Origin of the sequence: Streptomyces sp. NPDC050528, assembly GCF_044457795.1 — a bacterium.
Taxonomy (GTDB): domain Bacteria; phylum Actinomycetota; class Actinomycetes; order Streptomycetales; family Streptomycetaceae; genus Streptomyces.
The window spans coordinates 31,039-52,132 of the sequence record NZ_JBITHH010000004.1; the positions used below are offsets into that span (position 1 = coordinate 31,039).

The 21,094-nt window shown below is 68.9% G+C and carries 18 protein-coding genes; 9 read left to right on the top strand and 9 right to left on the bottom strand.

What is annotated here, in order from left to right; all coding sequences use genetic code 11:
• Nucleotides 1-30 precede the first annotated feature (30 nt).
• The gene (locus ACIBK4_RS15035; RefSeq protein ID WP_398995093.1) at nt 31-600 is read left to right on the top strand and encodes a TetR/AcrR family transcriptional regulator; all 570 of its coding nucleotides are present in this window, start codon (nt 31-33) and stop codon (nt 598-600) included.
• A gap of 202 nt (nt 601-802) precedes the next feature.
• On the opposite strand, the gene ACIBK4_RS15040 is transcribed toward ACIBK4_RS15035, so the two are convergent.
• Complete coding sequence (locus ACIBK4_RS15040) at nt 803-2,113, bottom strand: FtsX-like permease family protein (RefSeq protein ID WP_398995094.1); 1,311 nt, start codon at nt 2,111-2,113, stop codon at nt 803-805.
• Between the two features lie 3 nt (nt 2,114-2,116).
• Nucleotides 2,117-2,899 carry an ABC transporter ATP-binding protein gene (locus ACIBK4_RS15045; RefSeq protein WP_398995095.1) on the bottom strand — a complete coding sequence of 261 codons (783 nt, stop codon included), beginning with the start codon at nt 2,897-2,899 and terminating at the stop codon, nt 2,117-2,119.
• A gap of 234 nt (nt 2,900-3,133) precedes the next feature.
• On the opposite strand from ACIBK4_RS15045, the gene ACIBK4_RS15050 reads away from it, so the two are divergent.
• The 6 genes from ACIBK4_RS15050 to ACIBK4_RS15075 all read left to right on the top strand — a co-directional run bounded on the left by ACIBK4_RS15050 (nt 3,134) and on the right by ACIBK4_RS15075 (nt 7,068).
• Nucleotides 3,134-3,703 (top strand): DUF4232 domain-containing protein, encoded by a 570-nt coding sequence (locus ACIBK4_RS15050; protein ID WP_398995096.1) that lies wholly within the window; start codon nt 3,134-3,136, stop codon nt 3,701-3,703.
• Nucleotides 3,700-4,068 carry a hypothetical protein gene (locus tag ACIBK4_RS15055; protein WP_398995097.1) on the top strand — a complete coding sequence of 123 codons (369 nt, stop codon included), beginning with the start codon at nt 3,700-3,702 and terminating at the stop codon, nt 4,066-4,068. The genes ACIBK4_RS15050 and ACIBK4_RS15055 overlap by 4 nt, the downstream gene beginning before the upstream one ends.
• Before the next feature lie 62 nt (nt 4,069-4,130).
• Nucleotides 4,131-4,811, top strand: coding sequence for an ABC transporter permease (locus ACIBK4_RS15060; protein ID WP_398995098.1), 681 nt, complete (start codon nt 4,131-4,133; stop codon nt 4,809-4,811).
• Nucleotides 4,808-5,479, top strand: a complete 672-nt coding sequence (locus ACIBK4_RS15065; RefSeq protein WP_398995099.1) for an ABC transporter permease — start codon at nt 4,808-4,810, stop codon at nt 5,477-5,479. Before ACIBK4_RS15060 ends, ACIBK4_RS15065 begins: the two co-directional genes overlap by 4 nt.
• Nucleotides 5,476-6,450, top strand: a complete 975-nt coding sequence (locus ACIBK4_RS15070; protein WP_398995100.1) for an ABC transporter substrate-binding protein — start codon at nt 5,476-5,478, stop codon at nt 6,448-6,450. The genes ACIBK4_RS15065 and ACIBK4_RS15070 overlap by 4 nt, the downstream gene beginning before the upstream one ends.
• Nucleotides 6,451-6,489: 39 nt before the next feature.
• On the top strand, nt 6,490-7,068 hold the full coding sequence (locus tag ACIBK4_RS15075) for a hypothetical protein (RefSeq protein ID WP_398995101.1): 579 nt from the start codon (nt 6,490-6,492) through the stop codon (nt 7,066-7,068).
• 38 nt (nt 7,069-7,106) lie between these two features.
• Here ACIBK4_RS15075 and ACIBK4_RS15080 read toward each other — a convergent pair whose 3' ends face one another.
• Nucleotides 7,107-8,261, bottom strand: a complete 1,155-nt coding sequence (locus tag ACIBK4_RS15080) for a betaine/proline/choline family ABC transporter ATP-binding protein (protein ID WP_398995102.1) — start codon at nt 8,259-8,261, stop codon at nt 7,107-7,109.
• Between the two features lie 148 nt (nt 8,262-8,409).
• Between ACIBK4_RS15080 and ACIBK4_RS15085 the strand changes: the two genes are divergently transcribed.
• On the top strand, nt 8,410-11,481 hold the full coding sequence (locus ACIBK4_RS15085; protein ID WP_398995103.1) for a family 78 glycoside hydrolase catalytic domain: 3,072 nt from the start codon (nt 8,410-8,412) through the stop codon (nt 11,479-11,481).
• On the opposite strand, the gene ACIBK4_RS15090 is transcribed toward ACIBK4_RS15085, so the two are convergent.
• The 6 genes from ACIBK4_RS15090 to rhaI all read right to left on the bottom strand — a co-directional run bounded on the left by ACIBK4_RS15090 (nt 11,454) and on the right by rhaI (nt 19,301).
• On the bottom strand, nt 11,454-12,122 hold the full coding sequence (locus ACIBK4_RS15090) for a lactate utilization protein C (RefSeq protein ID WP_398995104.1): 669 nt from the start codon (nt 12,120-12,122) through the stop codon (nt 11,454-11,456). The two genes, ACIBK4_RS15085 and ACIBK4_RS15090, sit on opposite strands and share 28 nt — an antisense overlap.
• On the bottom strand, nt 12,119-13,621 hold the full coding sequence (locus ACIBK4_RS15095; RefSeq protein ID WP_398995105.1) for a LutB/LldF family L-lactate oxidation iron-sulfur protein: 1,503 nt from the start codon (nt 13,619-13,621) through the stop codon (nt 12,119-12,121). The genes ACIBK4_RS15090 and ACIBK4_RS15095 overlap by 4 nt, the downstream gene beginning before the upstream one ends.
• Complete coding sequence (locus ACIBK4_RS15100) at nt 13,618-14,409, bottom strand: (Fe-S)-binding protein (RefSeq protein WP_398995106.1); 792 nt, start codon at nt 14,407-14,409, stop codon at nt 13,618-13,620. The genes ACIBK4_RS15095 and ACIBK4_RS15100 overlap by 4 nt, the downstream gene beginning before the upstream one ends.
• A gap of 108 nt (nt 14,410-14,517) precedes the next feature.
• Nucleotides 14,518-15,981: a rhamnulokinase family protein gene (locus tag ACIBK4_RS15105; RefSeq protein ID WP_398995771.1), complete on the bottom strand. Its 1,464-nt coding sequence runs from the start codon at nt 15,979-15,981 to the stop codon at nt 14,518-14,520.
• A gap of 8 nt (nt 15,982-15,989) precedes the next feature.
• Nucleotides 15,990-18,029 (bottom strand): bifunctional aldolase/short-chain dehydrogenase, encoded by a 2,040-nt coding sequence (locus ACIBK4_RS15110; protein ID WP_398995107.1) that lies wholly within the window; start codon nt 18,027-18,029, stop codon nt 15,990-15,992.
• A 111-nt stretch (nt 18,030-18,140) separates the two neighbouring features.
• Nucleotides 18,141-19,301 carry an L-rhamnose isomerase gene (gene rhaI, locus ACIBK4_RS15115; RefSeq protein WP_398995108.1) on the bottom strand — a complete coding sequence of 387 codons (1,161 nt, stop codon included), beginning with the start codon at nt 19,299-19,301 and terminating at the stop codon, nt 18,141-18,143.
• A gap of 262 nt (nt 19,302-19,563) precedes the next feature.
• On the opposite strand from rhaI, the gene ACIBK4_RS15120 reads away from it, so the two are divergent.
• The gene (locus ACIBK4_RS15120; protein WP_398995110.1) at nt 19,564-21,081 is read left to right on the top strand and encodes a sugar ABC transporter ATP-binding protein; all 1,518 of its coding nucleotides are present in this window, start codon (nt 19,564-19,566) and stop codon (nt 21,079-21,081) included.
• The last annotated feature ends 13 nt before the right edge of the window (nt 21,082-21,094 follow it).

The window sequence follows — 21,094 nt, forward strand, 5'->3', positions numbered from 1 at the left end:
TCTTGGTCTGCGGCGCGGTAGCCTCGGTGTATGGCCACGACAGACAAAGCGTCCCCCCGCGACCGGCTGCTCGATGCGGCGGCCGAGTTGTTCTATCGCGACGGCGTTTCCATCGGTGTGGAGGCGTTGTGCAAGTCCGCCGGGGTCTCCAAGCGGTCGATGTATCAGCTCTTCGACAGCAAGGACGAGGTGCTCGCCGCGAGTCTGGAGCGGCGCGCGCCCGGATATGTGGCGCGGCTGGCGCCCGGCGCGGACGATGCGGGTACGCCTCGTGAGCGCATCCTGTACATCTTCGAGCAGGTGGAGAAGGCGTCTGCCGAGCCTGGGTTCATGGGGTGTCCCTATCTCGCCGCGCTGGTTGAGCTGAAGGATCCCGAGCATCCGGCGAGTGTGGTGGCGCGGGCGTCCAAGGAGCGGATGCAGGAGGCGTTTCGGGTTCAGGGGGAGTTGGGTGGGGCGCGTGAACCGGAGTTGTTGGCGCGGCAGTTGATGTTGGTCTTTGACGGTGCGAATGCTCGGGCCGGGGCGAAGTTGGAGTCTCTGGACGGGTTGACTGTCGAAACTGTGCGGACGTTGTTGGATGCGGCGGGGGTTGCCTGAAGGGGTGGCTCTGTCGTTGTTCGGCTGCGGGGGCGTTGTGGCTGGCCGCGCAGTTCCCCGCGCCCCTTAGGGGGTGGCCGGACCCGGTGGAATTGGCGCAGCCTGGTTAGACGAGAGGAAGGGGCAGCCGCCGTAGCGACTGCCCCGAACCCAGCTCAACCGGATCCGGCTCAACCGGAGCCAACCGGAACGTACGTCGTGCTCACGCGGCCAGTGCCACCGACTCCACCGCCGGTGTGCGGAGCACGCGTCGTGCTGTCAGCAGGCTTGTCCCCAGGGTCACCGTCGTCGCCACCGCTACGACCGTCAGCCAGATTCCCAGCCCCTGGTGGGGGAGTACCGCGTCCGTGCGGACCATCGTGAACGGGATGATCCCCGCCAGCGCTGCCGCCGTGCCGGACAGGATGCCGGTGATCGTCAGAATCGCCGTTTCCGTGCCGACCGTGCGGAGTACCTGACCCGGAGTCGCGCCGGCCAGGCGTTGGCCGCCGAACTCGCGGGCGCGGTAAGTCGTCGCCGCGTACAGGGAGTTGACCAGCATCACGCAGACGAAGACGACGATGATGCCGACGACCGTGAAGTTGAGGGTCTCCAGGTTCTTCGCGTCGACCGACTTCGTCAGGCCCGAGGACTTCACCGCGTCGCTCTCCACCGCCTGCATGTACAGCGTCGCCGTGGACACCGCCGTGAAGAGGATCAGCGACATCAGGATCCCGGCGAGTTGGTCGGTGCGCTCGCGCAGGTTGCGGACGGCCAACCAGCCGCTCGCGCCGGTCAGTTGGAGCCGGTCGAGCAGGCCCTTCAGCAGGCGTGGTGAGAGGAGGGCGAGGCCGACCGAGAGCAGGATCGCGCCGTACGCCGGGGCCGCCATCAGGGCCGCGTCCGTGGCGGAGAACGCGAAGGTTGCCGTCACCGACACCACACCCGCGACCAGTGCGCCGTAGGCGAGGAAGGTCCGCGCCCGGCTCTGTCGCCGCTGCCCGCGTGTTGCCCGGCGTACGGCCAGGAACGCGGCGCCCGCCGACGCCAACAGCGTGATGCCCAGGCCGGATTGGAGGGCGAAGGGGCCGAAGGAGTAGTCGACGGAGCGGGCGACCTGGCCGCTGTCCTTGAACGCTTCGAGCAGGGCTCGGCCGCCGAGCATCGCGGGGGCGACGGCGAGGATCGCGCCCAGCAGGGCGACGGCCACCGCCTCACCCACGACCATTCGTTTGAGCTGTGCCGGGGTCGCGCCCGAGCAGCGCAGGGTCTCCAACTCCCTTGAGCGTTGGCGGACGTTGACCGTCAGCGTCGAGGCGACGGCGAAGAACACCAGCAGGGTGCCGTAGCCGCCGACGACACTCGCCGACGTAGAAAGCGTGTCGGCGCTGACCGAGTCGATGCCGTGCCGATTTGCCGTGTCCTGAAGGGAGTTGAAGGTCATGATGATTGCCGCGCCGAGGAATGCGGCCAGGAGGGTGGCCAGGAAGCGGCCCGGGCGTTGTCGGATCGAGCGCATCGCCAGTACGAACATCGCTCACACCCCCACCGTCACGTCGTCGCCCAGGTGAGCAAGCCGCTCGGCGACCGCGTCGACGGTCGGGGCGTGCATCCGGCCGGCGAGTCGGCCGTCCGCGAGGAACACCACCGAGTCGGCGTACGAGGCGGCGACCGGGTCGTGGGTGACCATCACCACGGTCCGGCCGTGTACTCGTACCGCCTCCTGCAACAGCAGCAGCACACCCCGTGCGCTGCGCGTGTCCAGGGCGCCGGTCGGCTCGTCCGCGAAGATCACCCGGGGTTCGGTGACCAGCGCGCGGGCGATGGCGACCCGCTGGCGCTGACCGCCGGAGAGCTGGTCGGGGCGGTGGCCGAGCCGGTCGCCGAGACCGACCGCGGTCAGGACCTGCTCGGCCCGCGCGCGGTCGACGCGCCGCCCCGCGAGCTTCAGCGGCAGCACGGTGTTCTGCGCGACGGTGAGCGTGTCCAGGAGGTTGTACTGCTGGAACACGAACCCGATCCGACTCCGCCGGAACCGCGTCAGCTCGGCCTCGCTCCCGCCCGTCATCTCCGCGCCGTCGACCATCACGATCCCGCTGTCCGGCCGGTCGAGCCCCGCCGCACACTGCAACAGCGTCGACTTGCCGGACCCCGACGGCCCCATCACCGCCGTGAAGGTGCCGCGCTCCAGGCTCAGCGTGACGCCGTCCAGAGCGGTCACCGCGCTGTCGTCACGGCCGTAGGTCCTGCTCACCTTGACCAGCCGCAGCGCCTCGGCGGCGGGTCCCTTGTCGTGCGTGCGTCGTGCGGTGCGAAACATCGCCCTCACCCTCCGTGCGGCACGCCCTGTGCCTCGTCAACGACGTTACGGAGAGCGCCGGTTACGCACATTGGGCGCAGAACCCGTATCCCGGGGTGTACTCAGCGACACCCCCGGGGTCTGGTTCGCGGGGGAGGCTGTGACAGGGCTGTGACCGGAGGTATGGCTTCCGCCACAGCGGTCCCGCCCCCGTCTTGATCGACTCTGCGGATGCTGAGAAGGATGCCGAGACGGGTGCCGAGAAGCGTGTACGACACCGTGCTGATCGCGGCGGTGGGGCTCCTCGCCGGGGTCGTCATCTGGACGGTCGCGGACGTGGCGTACGACGATCCCGCCGCCGGACTGTCGAAGCCGGGCCCCGTCTGCCCGCAGGAGGGCATCCGGGTCACGGCCGGACCGGTGAACCCCGCGCTGGGCCTGCGCGCCATGGACCTCACCCTGGAGAACTGCGGCACCCGCGCCTACCGCGTCCAGGGCTACCCCGAGATCCGGCTCCTCGACCGGGACCAGCAGACCCTGTCCGGCGTGTCGGTGATCCACGGCAGCGGCGGTATCGCCAAGGTGACCGGGTTCGACGACCCGCCGGGCGCGGTGACGCTGGCACCCGGCGAACGAGCCCTTGCCGGCCTGCTGTGGCGCAACACCACCACCGGCTCGGCCGAGGCGGCCTACGTTCCGTATCTGACGGTCGCGGCGCGGTCCGGATCGGCTCCGGCCCTCCTGACACCGCAGAGCGGAATCGACCTCGGGACCACAGGCAGACTCGGCGTCGGACCGTGGCGCACCACCGGAGGCACCCGATGACGGACCAGGCCACCCCCGCGGCCGGCTTCCCGCAGCGTGTCCTGCGCCGCCGCCCCGGACACCGGCGAACCGACGGAGTCCTCTGCGCGCTGCTCGTCGGCCTGGACGTCCTCCTCGTCGCCGCGATCCTCGCGCTGGGCGGCGACGGCGTCTTCACGGAGGACTGGATGGGCTACCCCGGCCCGGCGGACTCCACCGCCCTCTCCTACCAGTACGACTGCGTCATGTTCCTCTGCCGGGTCGAGGCCGTGACCGTGGCCCTGGCCATCGCCTGCCGCCTCTGGACCACGGCCGTCACCCAACTCGTGGTGCTCACCTCCGCCGCGGCCTTCATCGCCTCCCTCTCCACCTACTGGAACCCCTGACCGGCTGCCCGTACGGGTCACCAGAACGCGCCACCCCCGGCCCCGCCCGATGCAATGGACCTGTGACCGCGCCCCCGGACGACTGCCTCGCCCGCAACGAGTGGATCTGCGGCGAGTACCTGAGCACCCGCCGCCACATCCTCGTCGACGCGGTCGTCCAGCATCTCCAGCTGACCGCGATCTCGGTGCTCATCGGCCTGGCGATCGCATTGCCGCTCGCGGTGGTGGCCCGCCGCTGGGGCTGGGCAGCCGGACCGGTGCTCGGGGTGACGACGATCCTCTACACGATCCCGTCCCTCGCGATGTTCTCCCTGCTCCTGCCCGTCTACGGCCTCTCGGCCACCTTCGTCGTCGCCGGACTCGTCCTCTACTCGCTCACTCTGCTCGTCCGCAACATCCTCGCGGGCCTGCGCGCCGTCCCCGAGGAAACCCGACAGGCCGCACGCGGCATGGGCTACGGCCCGATCCGCCTCCTTCTCACCGTGGAACTGCCCCTCGCGCTGCCCGCCGCGATGGCCGGCCTGCGCATCGCCACCGTCTCGGCGGTCTCGCTGGTCACGGTCGGTGCGATCGTCGGCTTCGGAGGACTCGGCAACCTCATCTACGCGGGCATGAACACCTACTTCAAGGCACAGGTGCTCACCGCGTCCGTGCTGTGCGTGGTGATCGCGATCGCCGCCGACCTGCTTCTCCTGCTCGTGCAACGGCTCATCACCCCCTGGACGAGGGCGGTCCGCGGATGAACACCCTTACCGACGCCTGGCATTGGCTCACCGACTCCGCCCACTGGTCCGGCGACGACGGCATCTGGCACCGGCTCGCGCAGCACCTCGTCCTCACGGTCGTCTGCCTGGTCATCAGCTGTCTGATCGCGCTGCCGATCGCCCTCGTCCTCGGCCACCTCGGCAAGGGCGGCGCACTCGCCGTGAACATCTCCAACATCGGCCGCGCGGTACCCACCTTCGCCGTCCTGGTCCTGCTGCTCCTGACCCCGATCGGCAAGTGGGGCGAGGGGCCGACGGTCGTCGCCCTGGTCCTGTTCGCCGTACCGCCGCTGCTCACCAACGCCTACGTCGGCATGCGCGAGGTCGACCGCGATGTGGTGCGGGCCGCGCGCGGGATGGGGATGACGGGACGTCAGATGCTGTTCCGCGTCGAACTTCCGCTCTCGCTCCCGCTGTTGATGAACGGCGTCCGGATCGCGGCCGTCCAACTTGTCGCCACCGCCACCATCGCCGCGCTCGCGGGCGGCGGCGGACTCGGCCGCATCATCACCGCCGGCTTCAACCTCGCCAACACCGCGCAGGTGGTGGCAGGGGCGGTGCTCGTCGCCGTGTTCGCGCTGCTCGTCGAGGGCGCCTTCGAGGTCGCCGAACGACTGGCGCCCCGATGGGCGGGGAGAGCGCGATGAAGCGACCACGACTGCGACTACGACTACGACTGACAGTGCGACGCGTGGCCGTGGCCGGTCTCCTCCTCCTGGTCACCGGCTGCTCGACCGGGCCGTCCCTGGAGAACAAGGGCGCCGTCACCGCGCCACCCGGCGACAGTCACCACCTCACCATCGGCTCGGCCGGCTTCACCGAGAGCGATCTGCTCGCCCAGATGTACGCGCTCCTGCTGAACCAGGCCGGCTACAAGACGTCCCTGCTCACCGTCGCCAACCGCGAACTCTACGAACCCGCCCTGGAATCAGGGCAGATCGACGTCGTCCCCGAGTACGCGGCCACCTTCGCCGACTGGCTCAACGCCAAGACCAACGGCCCGGACGCCCCGGCCGTCGGCTCACCCGACCTCGCCACCACGATGAGGGCACTCCGCCGACTGGCCACGCCCCGCGGCCTCACGGTCCTCGACCCCGGCAAGGCCGTCGACCAGAACGCCTTCGCCGTGGCCCGCTCCTACGCCACGCAACACCACCTCAAGACCCTCAGCGACCTCGGCGCCTCGGGACTGAAGGTGCGGCTCGCGGCGGGCGACGAATGTGTGCAACGGCCGTACTGCGAACCGGGGTTGAAGAAGGTCTACGGCATCGACATCACCGCCGTCGACCCGAAGGGCGTCGGCACGACCCAGGCGAAGAGCGCGGTCCAGAACGGCCAGGACCAGATGGTGCTGACGACGACCACCGACGCCACCCTCGACCAGTTCGGCCTGGTCCTCCTCGCCGACGACAAGCATCTCCAGAACGCCGACTACGTCGTCCCGGTCGTGAACCGTTCCCGGGCGGGGAGCGAGGGCGTGACCAAGGCGCTGGGGAAGCTCAATGAAGTTCTCACTACGGCGGACCTGGCCTCCATGAACCAACAGGTGGACAGCTGGCGGCGGTTGGCGCAGGACGTGGCCCGGACGTATCTGAAGGACAAGGGGCTGTTGAAGTGAGGCCCGGGGATTGTCAGTGGTGGCTTGTACGGTGCGGGCATGGGTGTTTATCTCGTCGATGTCGACGCACAGGAGTGGTTCAGTGAGGACACGGGGGAAGGGGGCATGGGGGCCATCGCGAAGGGGCTCGACGCGGAGTTGGCGCGACGCGGGCTGCCGCCGTACGTGTCCGTGCCCGAGCGGGACTTCGGGGCGGCGTTCGAGGAGAAGCTGAGCCCGTCCATGTACGGCTTCGACGCGCTGTGCCGCGCCCAACTGACGCCTGCGGAAAGAGCGTTCCTCGGCGACTGGTCCGTGCTGGTGCCGTTCTCGCTCGACGAGGAGATACGGCTGCCGATCGGCTCCGCGTACACGGACGAGACGGTGATCGTCGGCGCACCCCAGGTGCTCGCCCTCGCCGAGCGGCTCGCGGCGGCACTCGAACTGCCCGTCGGGATACCGGAGGTGACGGGAAACCTCTCCCTCACCTTCTGGTTCCTTGAGGGGGAGGCAGAGGAGTTCGCCGCCCGTCGGCCCGGCCGCTGGGGCGAGGACCTGGACACGGCCTTCTACGTGTCCCTGTATCTGCGCGCGGCCCAGCACGCCATACGGCGGGGCTGCCCGCTCACCTTCAGCTGAACCGCCGGTCCACCTTCAGCTGAACCGCCGATCGATCCTCACGCATCCGCCACCGAGTCGAACTCCACCTGCCCCCGGGGCACTCCGAGCGCGTCCGCGTCCACGGACCGCCGTAGCGCCTCGTGCAGTTTCGCCGGAGTCAGGACTCCCAGGAAGCGCGCCCCGTCCAGCACGGCCACCCACCCGGCGTCGTGCTGGAGCATCACACCGAACGCCTGCTTCAAGGGCGCGCCCACCGGCACCCACGCGTTCATCCGGTGGGCGAGTTCACCGACCGTGCCGCCCGCGGTGAGCTCGTCGGCCTTGACCCACCCCTGCAACTCGCCCTGCTCGTCGAGGACCACGGCCCACCTGGCCCCCTCCACCCGCAACCGCTCGGCAGCCCGCTGCGCCTGCTCGTCCACCCGGGCGACGGGCGGTTGCTCCAGATCGTCGGGCTCGATCTCCGTCACCGACAGCCGCTTCAGACCCCGGTCCGCGCCCACGAACTCGGCGACATACGGCGTCGCCGGCGTGCCGAGCACCGCGCCGGGGGTGTCGTACTGCTCGATACGCCCCTGCCCGTACACGGCGATCCGGTCACCGAGCCGTACCGCCTCCTCGATGTCGTGCGTGACCAGGAGCACCGTCTTGCGCACGGCGGCCTGCATCCGCAGGAACTCGTCCTGCAACTGCTCCCGCACCACCGGGTCGACCGCGCCGAACGGTTCGTCCATCAGCAGCACCGGAGGATCGGCGGCGAGCGCCCGCGCCACCCCGACGCGCTGCCGCTGCCCGCCCGAGAGTTGCTCCGGGTAGCGCGGTCCGTACGTCTTCGGATCCAGGCCCACCAGATCGAGTAGTTCGGCGGCCCGCTCCCGCGCCTTCGCCCGCTTCCAGCCGACCAGGGACGGCACGGTCGCCGTGTTGTCGAGGACCGTGCGGTGCGGGAAGAGCCCGACCTGCTGGATGACGTATCCGATGCGGCGGCGCAGTTGCACGGGGTCGACGGTCGCGATGTCCTCGCCGTTCACGAAGATCCGGCCGGAGGTGGGTTCGATGAGCCGGTTGACCATCATCATGGTCGTCGTCTTGCCGCAGCCGGACGGACCCACGAGCGTGACGAGTTCACCCTCGTTCACCTCGAAGGACAGCCCGTCCACGGCCGTCGTACCGTCCGGGTACCGCTTGCTGACCTGCTCGAACCGGATCATGTCCTCACGCTAACGGCGCCGGTCCGACGCCGCCCATCAGCGGGGGCCTACTGGCTGGTGACGGGGGCATGCCGACCTTGAAATGATGCGAAGCCACTCCAGCGCAGCGGTACACCTCCACCTCCCGGCAGGGCGAAGGGACAGCGGCATGAAGCACGGAGTCGACGGAACGGCCCACACCGAAGGAACCCCCTCGGCCGGCACCGCGGTGTCGGGCCTGACCGTGGAACACCGCACCGACCCGCTCGGCGTCGACGCGGCACCCCCGCGATTCGGCTGGCGCATGGCGTCCACCGAGCGGGGCCGGCACCAGACGGCGTACCGGATCAAGGTCGCCACCTCGCCCCCGCACTTGACCCACGGCACGGCCGACGTCTGGGACAGCGGTCGCGTTGAGGCGTCGGACTCGGTCGCCGTGCGCTACTCCGGCCCCGAACTGCGCGCCTCGACCCGCTACCACTGGACGGTGACGGTATGGGACGAGCACGACCGCGCCGTCACCGCCACACAGGCCGCCCACTTCGAGACCGGTCTGCTCGGCACAGACGGAGTCACCGGCTGGGACGGCGCGCAGTGGATCGGCATGGCGGGCAAGCGCCCGAACACGGCCGGCGCACCACTCCTGCGCCGCCAGGCGGAACTGACAGGCGGGCGGGTGAGCGAGGCCCGGCTGTACGTGTCCGCGCTCGGCGTGTACGACGCCTACGTCAATGGCCGGCGCGTCCCGGTGCCGCAGGGCGACGGCACGACCCACGAGTTGCTGACCCCCGGCTGGACCAACTACGACACCACCGTCAACTACTTCACCTACGACGTCACGGACTTGGTCGCGGATCAGGCCACGGACCCGTCGCAAGTCACCCTCGCCGCCGTGCTCGGCAACGGCTGGTACAACGGTCGCATCTCCGAGAACAGCGTCTACTGGTCGGCCGACTGCGGGAACTCCCTTGCCCTCAAGGCGAAACTACTCGTCCGGTACACCGACGGCTCGACCCAGTCGATCGTCACAACCCCCGGTGACGACTGGCGAGCCACCGACACCGGTCCCTACCGCACCGACGACATCTACGACGGCCAGCTCTACGACGCCCGCAAGGAACTCCCGGGTTGGGCGGCGAACGGCTTCGACGTCTCGGAGTGGTCGGCTGTCGAGGCTCAAGACCCTTTCCCCGAAGCCCAGTTGGTCGCCTATCCCGGTGAGAGCGCCCGCCTGATGCCCGAGTGGGACCGCAAGCCGCAGTCCGTCACCGTCTATACGGGAGTCACGGGAGCCGTCGGCGCTACAGGAGTCACGGGCCAGGGCGGCAGCGCGAACGGCAAGGGCCGGATCCTCGTCGACCCCGCCCGCACGGTCACCGACCCCACGCGGGCATCCACCGCCTCCGTCACCCTGCACCCCGGAGACACCGCCGTCATCGACTTCGGCCAGAACCTGGTCGGCGTCCCCCGCTACACCCTGCGCGGCCCTGCGGGCGCCCAAGTCGCCTTCAAACCGGGGGAGATGCTCAACGACGACAGCGCGGGCGCCGACGGACCGGCGGGCTCGGTGTACCGCGCGAACCTGCGTACCGCCGAAGCCACCAGCACCTACATCCTCAAGGGCGACCCGGCAGGCGAGACCCATCAGGACTCGCTGACGTTCTACGGCTTCCGGTACGTCTCCGTCACCACGACCGAGACCGTCACCCTCGTCGAACTCACGGGCCGCGTCGCCACCTCCGCCCTCCACGACATCGGCACCGTCACCACCGACGACGCGGACGTCAACCAGCTGATCGGCAACGTCCGTTGGGGCCAGCGCGGCAACTACCTCTGGATCCCCACCGACTGCCCGCAACGCGACGAACGCCTCGGCTGGACCGGCGACACCCAACTCTTCGCGGGCACAGGCCTGTACAACTCCGCCACCGTCCCCTTCCTGAGCCACTTCCAGGACACACTGATCGACTCGCAGCACAACTACGGTGCGGAGAAAGCCCAGTTCCCCTGGGTCGCCCCCGGCCATCGCTACAGCCAGGCGCTCCCGGCCAGCGGTTGGGCGGACTGCGGGGTGGTCGTGCCGTGGACGGTGTGGCAGATGTCCGGTGACACCACGATCATCGACCGCAGTTGGCCGGCGATGACCAAGTACCTCGACTGGATCCGACAGCGCACCGGCGACACCTACGCCGGCCAGGGCGCGATCTTCGGCGACTGGCTCGCCTTCCAGATCACCAGCACCCAGCTCATCAGCGACATCTACTACGGCTACAGCGCCCGCCTCATGGCGGACATGGCCCGCGCCACCGGCCGTACCGCCGAAGTGGCCACCTACGAGCGGCTGTTCACCCACATCAAACGGGCCTTCATCACCAAGTACTTCGCGACCGACGTCCTCACCGGACAGCTGACCGTCCGCTCCAGCCTCGGCGACCCACCGCCCCACACCCCCGGCAACAGCGCCGGCAAGACCGAGGACGACACCCAGACCGCCCTGCTCTGGATCCTCAAACTCGGCTTCTACGACACCGACTTGCAGCACCGCCAACTGGTCACCCTGCTCACCGACAACATCGGCAACAGCCCCGCGTACAAGGCAAATCACCCCGACAGCACCCGCGTCGATTACCCGGAGAACACTCTCGCCGTGGGCTTCCTCGGCGTGAACGTCATCGCCCCCGTCCTCACCGACGAGGGCCGCGTCGACCTCGCGTACCGCCTCCTCCACCAGAACGCGATGCCGTCCTGGCTGTACTCGGTGGCCAACGGCGCCACCACGGTCTGGGAGCGCTGGAACTCGTACGCGAAGGACGACGGGTTCGGCCCGGTCGACATGAACTCCTTCAACCACTACGCCTACGGCGCGATCATGGAGTGGATGTACGAGAGCATGGCCGGCATCGCCAAGGACCCCGAACACCCGGGCTTCAAGCACTTCTTCCTCCGGCCGCACCTCGACCCGACCGGCAGGATCACGAAGGTCCGCGGCTCACACGTCTCTCCCTACGGCGAGATCGTCAGCGAATGGACCGCGCGGGAAGGGAAGTTGACGTACCGGGCGGTCGTCCCCGCCAACAGCACGGCGACCCTTCGCATCCCCACCGCCGACCCGTCTACCGTCCGCGAGGACAACAGGCCCCTGGCGGAGGCGTCGGGCGTGGAGTTCCTCGGCTTCACGGACGGCACCGCCTCCTATCAACTGCCATCCGGCAGCTACGAGTTGACCTCCACGCTCGCCTGACCGCTCACCAGCACCACCTCAAGGGTGCGCGGACCGTGCACCCCCTCGACCCGGTCCAGCTCGATGTCACTGGTCGCGGACGGACCCGAGATCCAGGTCAACGGGCGTGCCGGGTCGAGGCGTTGGAGGGCCTGCGGCACAGAGGACACCACCTGGTCCGGCACCCGTACGACACAGATGTGGTGGTCGGGGACGAGCGTGATCCGGCGACGGCCCTGGTCCGGGCCGCCGTCCAGGACGATGGTGCCGGTCTCGGCGATGGCGATCGCGCACGCCGTGACCACACTGTCGACCCGGTCCAGTTCGGCCGGGGTGCTCTCGGGCCGGTCCGTGACCCGTTCGGCACCGGCCGCCGCGAGCCAGGACGGCTCCAGGCCCGGCGGTACGACGACCGTCCTGGCGCCCCGCTCGGCGAGCAACCCGCCGATCACAGCGGCGAGTTCGGCATCCGTGCACCGGTGTACGAGCGCCCGGTAGTCGGCCAGGTTCTCCGCCAGCAGCTCCACCGTCTGCTCGACATTCCGGTCCCCGTGCTCGCGCAGATAGCCACGCTCGAAGGCCTGCCCATAGGGCGTGTCGTCTCGCGGTACGTCCGCGAGCGCGCGCTCCACGCGGCCCAAGATCCGTTCCCTGCTGCTCACTTGGCGCCGTCCTTTCCACCATTTGTGCGCTGCCACCAGTCGCGGAACGGCTCCGCCGGTACGGCGGGCAGGTCCCGGGTGCCGCTCCATGCCTTGCCGGGTCCTGGCAGCGTCCGTGGATGGAAGCGGCGGGTGCGGGAGGCGAGCCGTTGGCCGGTGCGCAGGGCGCCGGGGTGGGTGAAGGTCCAGCGGGCCGCGCGCATGGCCGCGCGCTCGGCGGCGTGGCCCTTGGCGGGTTGCAGGACGACCTTGTTGCCCTCGCGGGTCACCGGCCCGCCCTCCACGACCCGTTCACGCAGATGCACCAGCACCTCGGGGATGTCGATGGCGACCGGGCACACCTCGTAGCAGGCGCCGCACAGGGAGGAGGCGTACGGCAGTGAGGCGTCGATCTCGCTTGCGGTGCCCCGGAGTTGGGGGCTGAGGATCGCGCCGATCGGGCCGGGGTAGACCGAGCCGTAGGCGTGTCCGCCGGCTCGCTCGTACACCGGGCAGACGTTGAGGCAGGCCGAGCAGCGGATGCAGCGCAGGGCCTGGCGGCCGACCTCGTCGGCGAGGGTGTCGGTGCGGCCGTTGTCGAGCAGGACCAGGTGGAAGGTGCGCGGGCCGTCGCCGTCGGTCGTGCCCGTCCAGGTGCTGGTGTACGGGTTCATGCGCTCGGCGGTCGAGGAGCGGGGGAGGGTCTGGAGGAACACCTCCAGGTCCTGCCAGGTGGGCACGATCTTCTCGATGCCGACGACCGAGATCAGCGTCTCGGGGAGGGTGAGGCACATGCGGCCGTTGCCCTCGGACTCGACGACGACGAGTGTGCCGGTGTCCGCGACCATGAAGTTGGCGCCGGAGACGCCGACTTTGGCCCGCAGGAACTTCTCCCGGAGGTGGAGGCGGGCGGCCTCGGCGAGTTCGGCGGGCGTGTCGGTCAGTCCGTCGGGGGCCGGGCGGCCCCACTCGCTCATCTCGCGGGCGAAGATCTCCCGGATCTCACCGCGGTTGCGGTGGATCGCCGGGACCAGGATGTGCGAGGGGCGGTCCTTGCCCAACTGCACGATCAGCTCGGCGAGATCGGTCTCGTAGGCGCGGATGCCCGCCGCCTCCAGGGCCTCGTTGAGCCCGATCTCCTGCGTGGCCATCGACTTGACCTTCACGACCTCCGACTCGCCCGTCTCCTTGACGAGTTGGGTGACGATCCGGTTGGCCTCGTCCGCGTCGGCGGCCCAGTGGACGATGCTACCGGCCGCCGTCACCGACTCCTCCAACTGGACCAGATACCGGTCGAGATGACGGAGGGTGTGGTCCTTGATCTGCTTGCCCGCCTCACGCAGGGCGGCCCAATCGGACAGCTCCGCCACGGCCTTGGCCCGCTTGGCGCGGATCGTGTGGGTGGCGTGGCGCAGATTTCCGCGCAAGGTCTGGTTGTTGACGGCCTCGTGCGCGGCGACGGGGAAGGCCGGATAGACGGGCGGGGGAAACGCGGGCATCCCGACGAACGTCTCGCTCATGCGCCCGCCTCCTCTTCCGTGACGGCTCCGGTGCCGACTTCCGTGGTGTCTTCGGTCGCGGCCAGAATCTCGGCGATGTGCACGGGCCGCATGTCGGTGTGGAGCCGGGCCATCGTCCCGCCGATGTGCATGAGACAGGAGTTGTCCGCCGCGCACAGCACCCCGGCGCCCGTCGACTCGGCATTGCGCACCTTGTCGGTGCCCATCGCGGCCGAGACATCGGCGTTCTTCACGGCGAACGTCCCGCCGAACCCGCAGCACTCGTCGGCACCCGGCAACTCGACCAACTCCAGCCCCTTGACGGCCTGGAGGAGCTTGAGCGGCCGGTCACCGAGCCCGAGGCTGCGCAGCCCGTGGCAGGTGGGGTGGTAGGTCACCTTGTGCGGGTAGTAGGCGCCGACGTCCGTCACGCCGAGCACGTCCACGAGGAACTCGGTCAGCTCGTACGTCTTCGGCACCACCGGCGCCAGCGTGGCCGCGAGGGTGTCCCCGCGCCCTTCGGCCCGTGCCCTTTCCCCCATCCGCGGATACAGCTCCCGCACCATCGCCCCGCACGACCCGGACGGCGTGACGATCGCCTCGTACTCTCCGAAGACATCGGAGAAATGCCGGGCGAGCGGCTCGGCCTCATGGCGGTAACCGGTGTTGTAGTGCGCCTGCCCGCAGCACGTCTGCGCCATCGGGAACTCGACCTCGACGCCCAGCCTGGTCAGCAGTTTCACCACGGCGCGCCCGGTGTCCGGATAGAGCGTGTCGTTGACGCAAGTCAGGAACAGGGCGACACGCATCGCGGCTCCTTAGTGGTCGATCATCGGATGGATGCAGCGTAGTCGGAGGTCACGGTCTCGGGGAGCCCCCGGTTCATCGCGCGGCGAGCCGGGGGTCCGAGCCGGAAGTCAGCCACCGGGTTGGCGCGCGGCGAGCCGGGCCTCCGCCGCGCGCCACCGGGCGGTGTCCCCCTGAGGTTCATAGCGGGTCGACGGCTGAGTACGGGCGAGCAGCCTCCGCATCCCGGACAGGTCACCCACGAGCCCATGGGCCCGCGCCTGAACCAGCACATTGCCAAGGGCCGCAGCCTCCGTGGGCCCCGCCACCACCGGCAACCCACAGGCATCGGCGGTCAGTTGGCACAACAGCGCGTTGCGGGTACCGCCCCCGACGATGTGCACGACGTCGACAGGATGCCCGACGAGCTCCTGGGCGTCGCCGACCGCCCGCCGATGGGCAAGTGCAAGGGAGTCGAGAATGCACCGCGTGATCTCCGCCCGGGACTCCGGCACCGGCTGCCCGGACCCCCGACACGCGTCGGCGATCCGCTCCGGCATCCGCCCCGGCGCCAGAAACGCCGCGTCCCCCGCATCCACGACCGACCGCAGCGCCGGAACCCGCGCCGCCCCGCGCAGCAACTCTCCCAACTCCGGCTCGCCCCAGGCCCGTACACACTCCTGAAGCAGCCACAGCCCCATGATGTTGCGCAGATACCGGACCGTACCGTCGAGCCCCAACTCATTGGTGAAGTTGGCGGCCCTGCTGGCCTCGCCGAGCACGGGCGCGTCGAGCTCCAGCCCGGCCAGGGACCAGGTCCCGGTACAGATATAGGCGAACCGCTCCTCAACTGCCGGAACAGCGGCGACAGCTGACGCCGTGTCATGCGATCCGACCGCAGTCACCGGCACAGGCCCCCGAAGCCCCGTGTCCTCAACCACCTCATCCCGCAACACCCCCGCAGGATCGCCCGGTTGACGCAGCGACGCGAACAGCCCGAGGTCGATGCCGAGACGGGAGGCGATGTCGTACGCCCAGTCACGCGTCCGGGGATCGATGAGTTGGGTGGTGGAAGCGTTGGTCAGCTCGGTGCCCTGCTCACCGGTGAGCCAGTAGGACAGCAGGTCGGGGACGAGCAACAGCCGCTCTGCGTGCGCCAGTTGGGCAGAGTCACGAGCGGCCGTCAGCTGGTACAGCGTGTTGAACGGGGCATACTGCAACCCGGTCGACGCGTACAACTCACTCGCCGGCACGGTCGCCCACACCTTCTCGGCGACCCCCTCCGTGCGGGCGTCCCGATAGTGCACGGGATTGCCCAGCAAGGCCCCGTCCGCGTCCAACAGCCCGTAGTCCACGGCCCAGCTGTCGATGCCGACCGAGTCGAGCCGCCCGCCGGTGAGCGCGCCGGCCGCGCGGAGCCCGTCCAGGACACCCGCGTACAGCGAGAGGATGTCCCAGCGCAGCCCTTCAGGCGTACGAACGGGCCGGTTGGGAAAGCGGTGCGCCTCCGTCAACTCCAGGGAGTCGGGACCGACCCGGCCGACCATGACGCGCCCACTGGACGCGCCGAGGTCGACCGCGGCGTACACGTTCACGTCTGCGCTCACCGAAGGAAGGCGGCCGCAACGCCGGCGTCGACCGGGACGTGCAGCCCGGTGGTGTGCGTCAAGTCCCCGCCGGTGAGGGCGAAGACGGCGTTGGCGACATGCTCCGGCAGCACCTCGCGCTTGAGGATGGTCCGCTGGGCGTAGAACTCGCCGAGCTTCTCCTCCTCGATCCCATAGGTCGCCGCCCGCTGCGCCCCCCAACCCCCCGCGAAGATGCCCGAACCACGCACGACACCGTCCGGGTTGATCCCGTTGACCCGGATACCGTGCTCACCCAACTCGGCGGCGAGCAGCCGTACTTGATGGGCCTGGTCGGCTTTGGTGGCCGAATATGCGATGTTGTTGGGCCCGGCGAACACGGCGTTCTTGGACGCGATGTAGAGGATGTCGCCCCCGAGCCCCTGCGCGATCATCGCCCGCGCAGCCTCACGCGAGACGAGGAACGACCCGCGGGCCATGATGTCGTGCTGCAGATCCCAGTCCCGGGCCGAAGTCTCCAACAGGGGCTTGGAGATGGAGATCCCGGCGTTGTTGACGACGAGATCGACCCCACCGAAGGCGAGCAGGGCAGCTTTGAAGGCATCGGCGATCTGACCTTCGTCCGTCACGTCAACGGTGACGGCGACGGCCTTGTCGGGCCCACCCAGTTCCTCCGAAACGGCCTGCGCACTGTCGGAGTTGAGATCGGCGACGACAACACAAGCCCCTTCGTCGACCAACCGCCGGGCAATGGCCTTCCCGATCCCGCTCCCCGCACCGGTGACGAGCGCGACCCGAGTGGCAAGCGGCTTGGGCTTGGGCATCCGCTGAAGCTTGGCCTCCTCCAACGCCCAGTACTCGATACGGAACTTCTCCGACTCCTCGATCGGCGCGTACGTGGACACGGCCTCGGCCCCACGCATCACGTTGATGGCGTTGACGTAGAACTCGCCGGCCACGCGCGCCGTTTGCTTGTCCTTGCCGAAGGAGAACATCCCCACGCCCGGAATCAACACGATCGCCGGATCGGCACCACGCATAGCGGGGGAGTCGGGCAGAGCGTGCCGCTGGTAGTAGGCGGCGTACTCCTCGCGATAGGCGGAGTGCAGCTCCTTCAGCCGAGCGATGGCCTCGTCCAGCGGAGCGGTGGGCGGCAGATCGAGAACAAGCGGCCTGACCTTGGTCCGCAGAAAGTGATCGGGGCAGGAGGTACCGAGCGCGGCAAGCCGGGGATGCTCGGCCCGCGCAAGAAAATCGAGCACGACCTCGGAATCGGTGAAGTGCCCCACCTGCGCCCGGTCTTGAGAGGCGACAGCACGAACATACGGCGCAAGCGCGGCCCCCCGCTCCCGCCGCTCGGCCTCGGCCAGCGCACCGTACCCCTCGACGACGGGCCCGAAGGGCTCAGGCTTCCCTCGCTCGACGAGAAACGCCTCGGCGGTACGGATGATGTGCAGCGAGTTCCGCTCGCACTCCTCGGAGGTGTCACCCCACGCGGTGATCCCATGCCCCCCGAGCACACAGCCGATGGCCTGGGGATTGGCGGTCTTGACGGCGGCGATGTCGAGCCCCAGCTGAAACCCGGGCCGCCGCCAGGGCACCCACACCACGGTGTCCCCGAAACACTCGGCGGTCAGCTTCTCCCCGTCGGCGGCACAGGCGAGCGCGATCCCCGAGTCCGGGTGCAGATGATCGACATGAGCGGCGTCCACCAGCCCATGCATGGCGGTGTCGATGGAAGGCGCCGCACCCCCCTTGCCGTGCAGGCAGTAGTCGAACGCGGCCACCATCTCGTCCTCGCGGTCCACACCCGGGTACACGTCGACAAGCGCGCGCATCCGGTCCAGCCGCAACACGGCGAGCCCACCCTCGGTGAGCGTCCCAAGGTCCCCTCCGGACCCCTTGACCCACATCAACTCGACATCCCCGCCGGTGACGGGATCAGTGTCGGTGCCCTTCGCGGACGTATTCCCGCCGGCGTAGTTGGTATTACGAGGATCGGAGCCAAGCAGATTGGAACGAGCGAGGAGAGCGGCAGCTTCGGGGTGCGGTGCCATGACTTTCAGTTCCTTACGAGAGAGGTGGGTTTACTTCCTTAGGGGCGCGGGGAACTGCGCGACCAGCCACAACGGACCCGCACCCGCAAACGACAGATACCCGGCAGATGATTAGGCGCCCCAACCCGCCTGCTGCCCACCCACCCGCTCAGCAACAATCCGCTCCTGCCACCCGCTGGAGCGATACGCCGAAATCGGGTCAGGATCAAGCCCCTGCTCCTCCCGCAACTCCCTCAACAACGGCCGCACATCAGTGTTGTACGCGTCCATCACCACGGCATTCGCCTCCAGCACATCTCCCGCCCCCTGGGCTGCAGCCAGCGCCACCCGATCCACCAGCAACGCCTTCGCCGTAGCCTCCTGCACATTCATCACCGACCGAATGATCGCCGGAATCTTCGCCTCGATGTTGTGACACTGATCCAGCATGAACGCCACATCCGCAGTGAACCCCCCACCCCGAATCACCTCATACATGATCCGGAACAACTGAAACGGATCAGCCGCCCCCACCATCAGGTCATCGTCCGCATAGAACCGAGAGTTGAAGTCGAACGCCCCGAGCTTCCCCTCCCGCAACAACGTGGCGACGATGAACTCGATGTTGGTACCAGGCGCATGATGCCCGGTATCCACCACAACCTGAGCCTTGGGCCCGAGCTTCAGGCAATGCGCGTACGCAGTACCCCAATCAGGCACATCCGTCGAATAAAACGCCGGCTCGAAGAACTTGTACTCCAGCAACATCCGCTGTCCGTCCCCCAGCCGCTCATACACAGCCGCGAGCGCCTCACCCAACCGATCCTGCCGAGCGGAAAGATCATCCTGCCCGGGATAGTTCGTGCCGTCGGCGAACCACAACTTCAGATCGGCGGAGCCCGTCGCATCCATGATGTCGACACACTCCAGCAGATGATCAAGCGCCTTGCGCCGCACCACCGCATCGGGATGACACACACTCCCGAGCCGATAGTCGTCGTCCTGGAACGTGTTCGAGTTGATCGCCCCGAGCTTCAGCCCGTGATCCTGCGCGAACTTCCCCAGCGCCCCGAAGTCGTCGACCCGGTCCCAGGGGATGTGCAGGGCCACGGTCGGCGCCACGCCGGTGAACTCGTGGACCTTCGCCGCGTCCTCCAGCTTCTCCTGCGGAGTCCGGGGAACGCCCTCCTGGGCGAAGACCTTGAACCGGGTCCCCGAGTTCCCGTACGCCCACGACGGCGTCTCGACTGCCTGGGTCTTGAGAGCGGACTTCACCGCGGCGAGATCGGTCACTTGAGGACTCCTGTGACGTGCGACGGAACGACGTATGTATGAAACGATTCAGAGAGGGAAGCTATGAGCCTCCCGAAGGGGTGTCAAGCCCTACGGCGAAGCCTGTGCTCCGTGACTCCAATGTGACCTTTGGCTATCGAAAGTTTTTCGACGCGGACCCATTGACGTGACAAGGCTGGCGCGCCTAACGTCCCGGCAACCCAGTTGAAACCTTTCACGACGCTGTGACGGACTACCCGCCGACGTCGTCGAGGAGCCCCTCATGACCCACCCGTCAGACGCGGGTCCGGCCCCGGTGCTCGCGCTCAAGGGCATCTCCAAGTCCTTCGGCGCGGTGCGCGCCCTGCGGGACGTGTCCCTCGAACTCTTCCCCGGTGAGGTGCACGCACTCGCCGGTGAGAACGGCGCGGGCAAGTCCACTCTCATCAAGACCCTCGCCGGTGTGCACCGGCCCGACGCCGGCCAGGTGCTGCTCGACGGCGCGCCCGTCCTCTTCCACGGCCCCGGCGACGCCCGCGACGCGGGGATCGCCGTGATCTACCAGGAACCGACCCTGTTCCCCGACCTGTCGATCGCCGAGAACATCTTCATGGGCCGCCAGCCCCGCCGCGCGCTGGGCCGTATCGATCACAAGGCCACCTACGCGGCGACCGCCGACCTGATGAAGCGGCTCGGCGTCGAGCTCGACCCCGACCGCCCGGCGCGTGGCCTGTCCATCGCCGACCAGCAGATCGTGGAGATCGCCAAGGCGCTCTCCTTCGACGCCCGCGTCCTGATCATGGACGAGCCGACGGCCGCCCTCACCGGCAGCGAGGTCGCCCGCCTCTTCGGCGTCGTGCGCACCCTGCGCGAACAGGGCGCCGCCGTCCTGTTCATCTCGCACCGCCTGGAGGAGATCTTCCAGATCTGCCAACGCGTCACCACCCTGCGCGACGGCGCGCTCATTTCCAGCGAGCCCATCGACGGCATGACCGAGGACGATCTCGTACGGCGCATGGTCGGCCGCGATCTCGACGAGCTGTACCCCAAGCAGGACGTCGAACCCGGTGAAGTCGCCCTGAGCGTCAAGCGGTTGACCCGCGAGGGCGTCTTCACCGACGTCTCCTTCGACGTACGGCGTGGCGAGATCGTCGGTCTCGCCGGGCTGGTCGGCGCCGGCCGTACCGAAGTCGCGCGGGCCGTCTTCGGCATCGACCGGTGGGACGCCGGCGGTGTCGAGGTCGACGGCAAGTCGCTGACGAACGGCGCCCCTTCGACCGCGATGGCCGCGGGCCTCGCCCTGGTCCCCGAGGACCGGCGCGCCCAGGGCCTGGTGATGGACATGTCGATCGAGCGCAACATCGGACTGACCGGCCTGCGTACGACCGTCAAGGCCGGCCTCGTCGACCGGGGCGCCGAGCGCAGCCGTTCCCTCGACTGGGCGGTGAAGCTGCACGTCAAGTACGCGCGGATCGCCGACACCGTCAACACCCTCTCCGGCGGCAACCAGCAGAAGGTCGTCCTCGCCAAGTGGCTCGCCACCGGCCCCAAGGTGCTGATCGTCGACGAGCCGACCCGTGGCATCGACGTCGGCACCAAGGCCGAAGTGCACCGGCTGCTCAGCGAGTTGGCCGCCGACGGCGTCGCCGTCCTGATGATCTCCTCCGATCTGCCCGAGATCCTCGGCATGGCCGACCGCGTGCTGGTGATGCACGAGGGCCGCCTCACCGCCGAGATCCCCCGTTCCGAAGCCACCGAGGAAACCGTGATGGCCGCAGCCACCGGGAGGGTCGCCGCATGAACAGGCCCTTCAT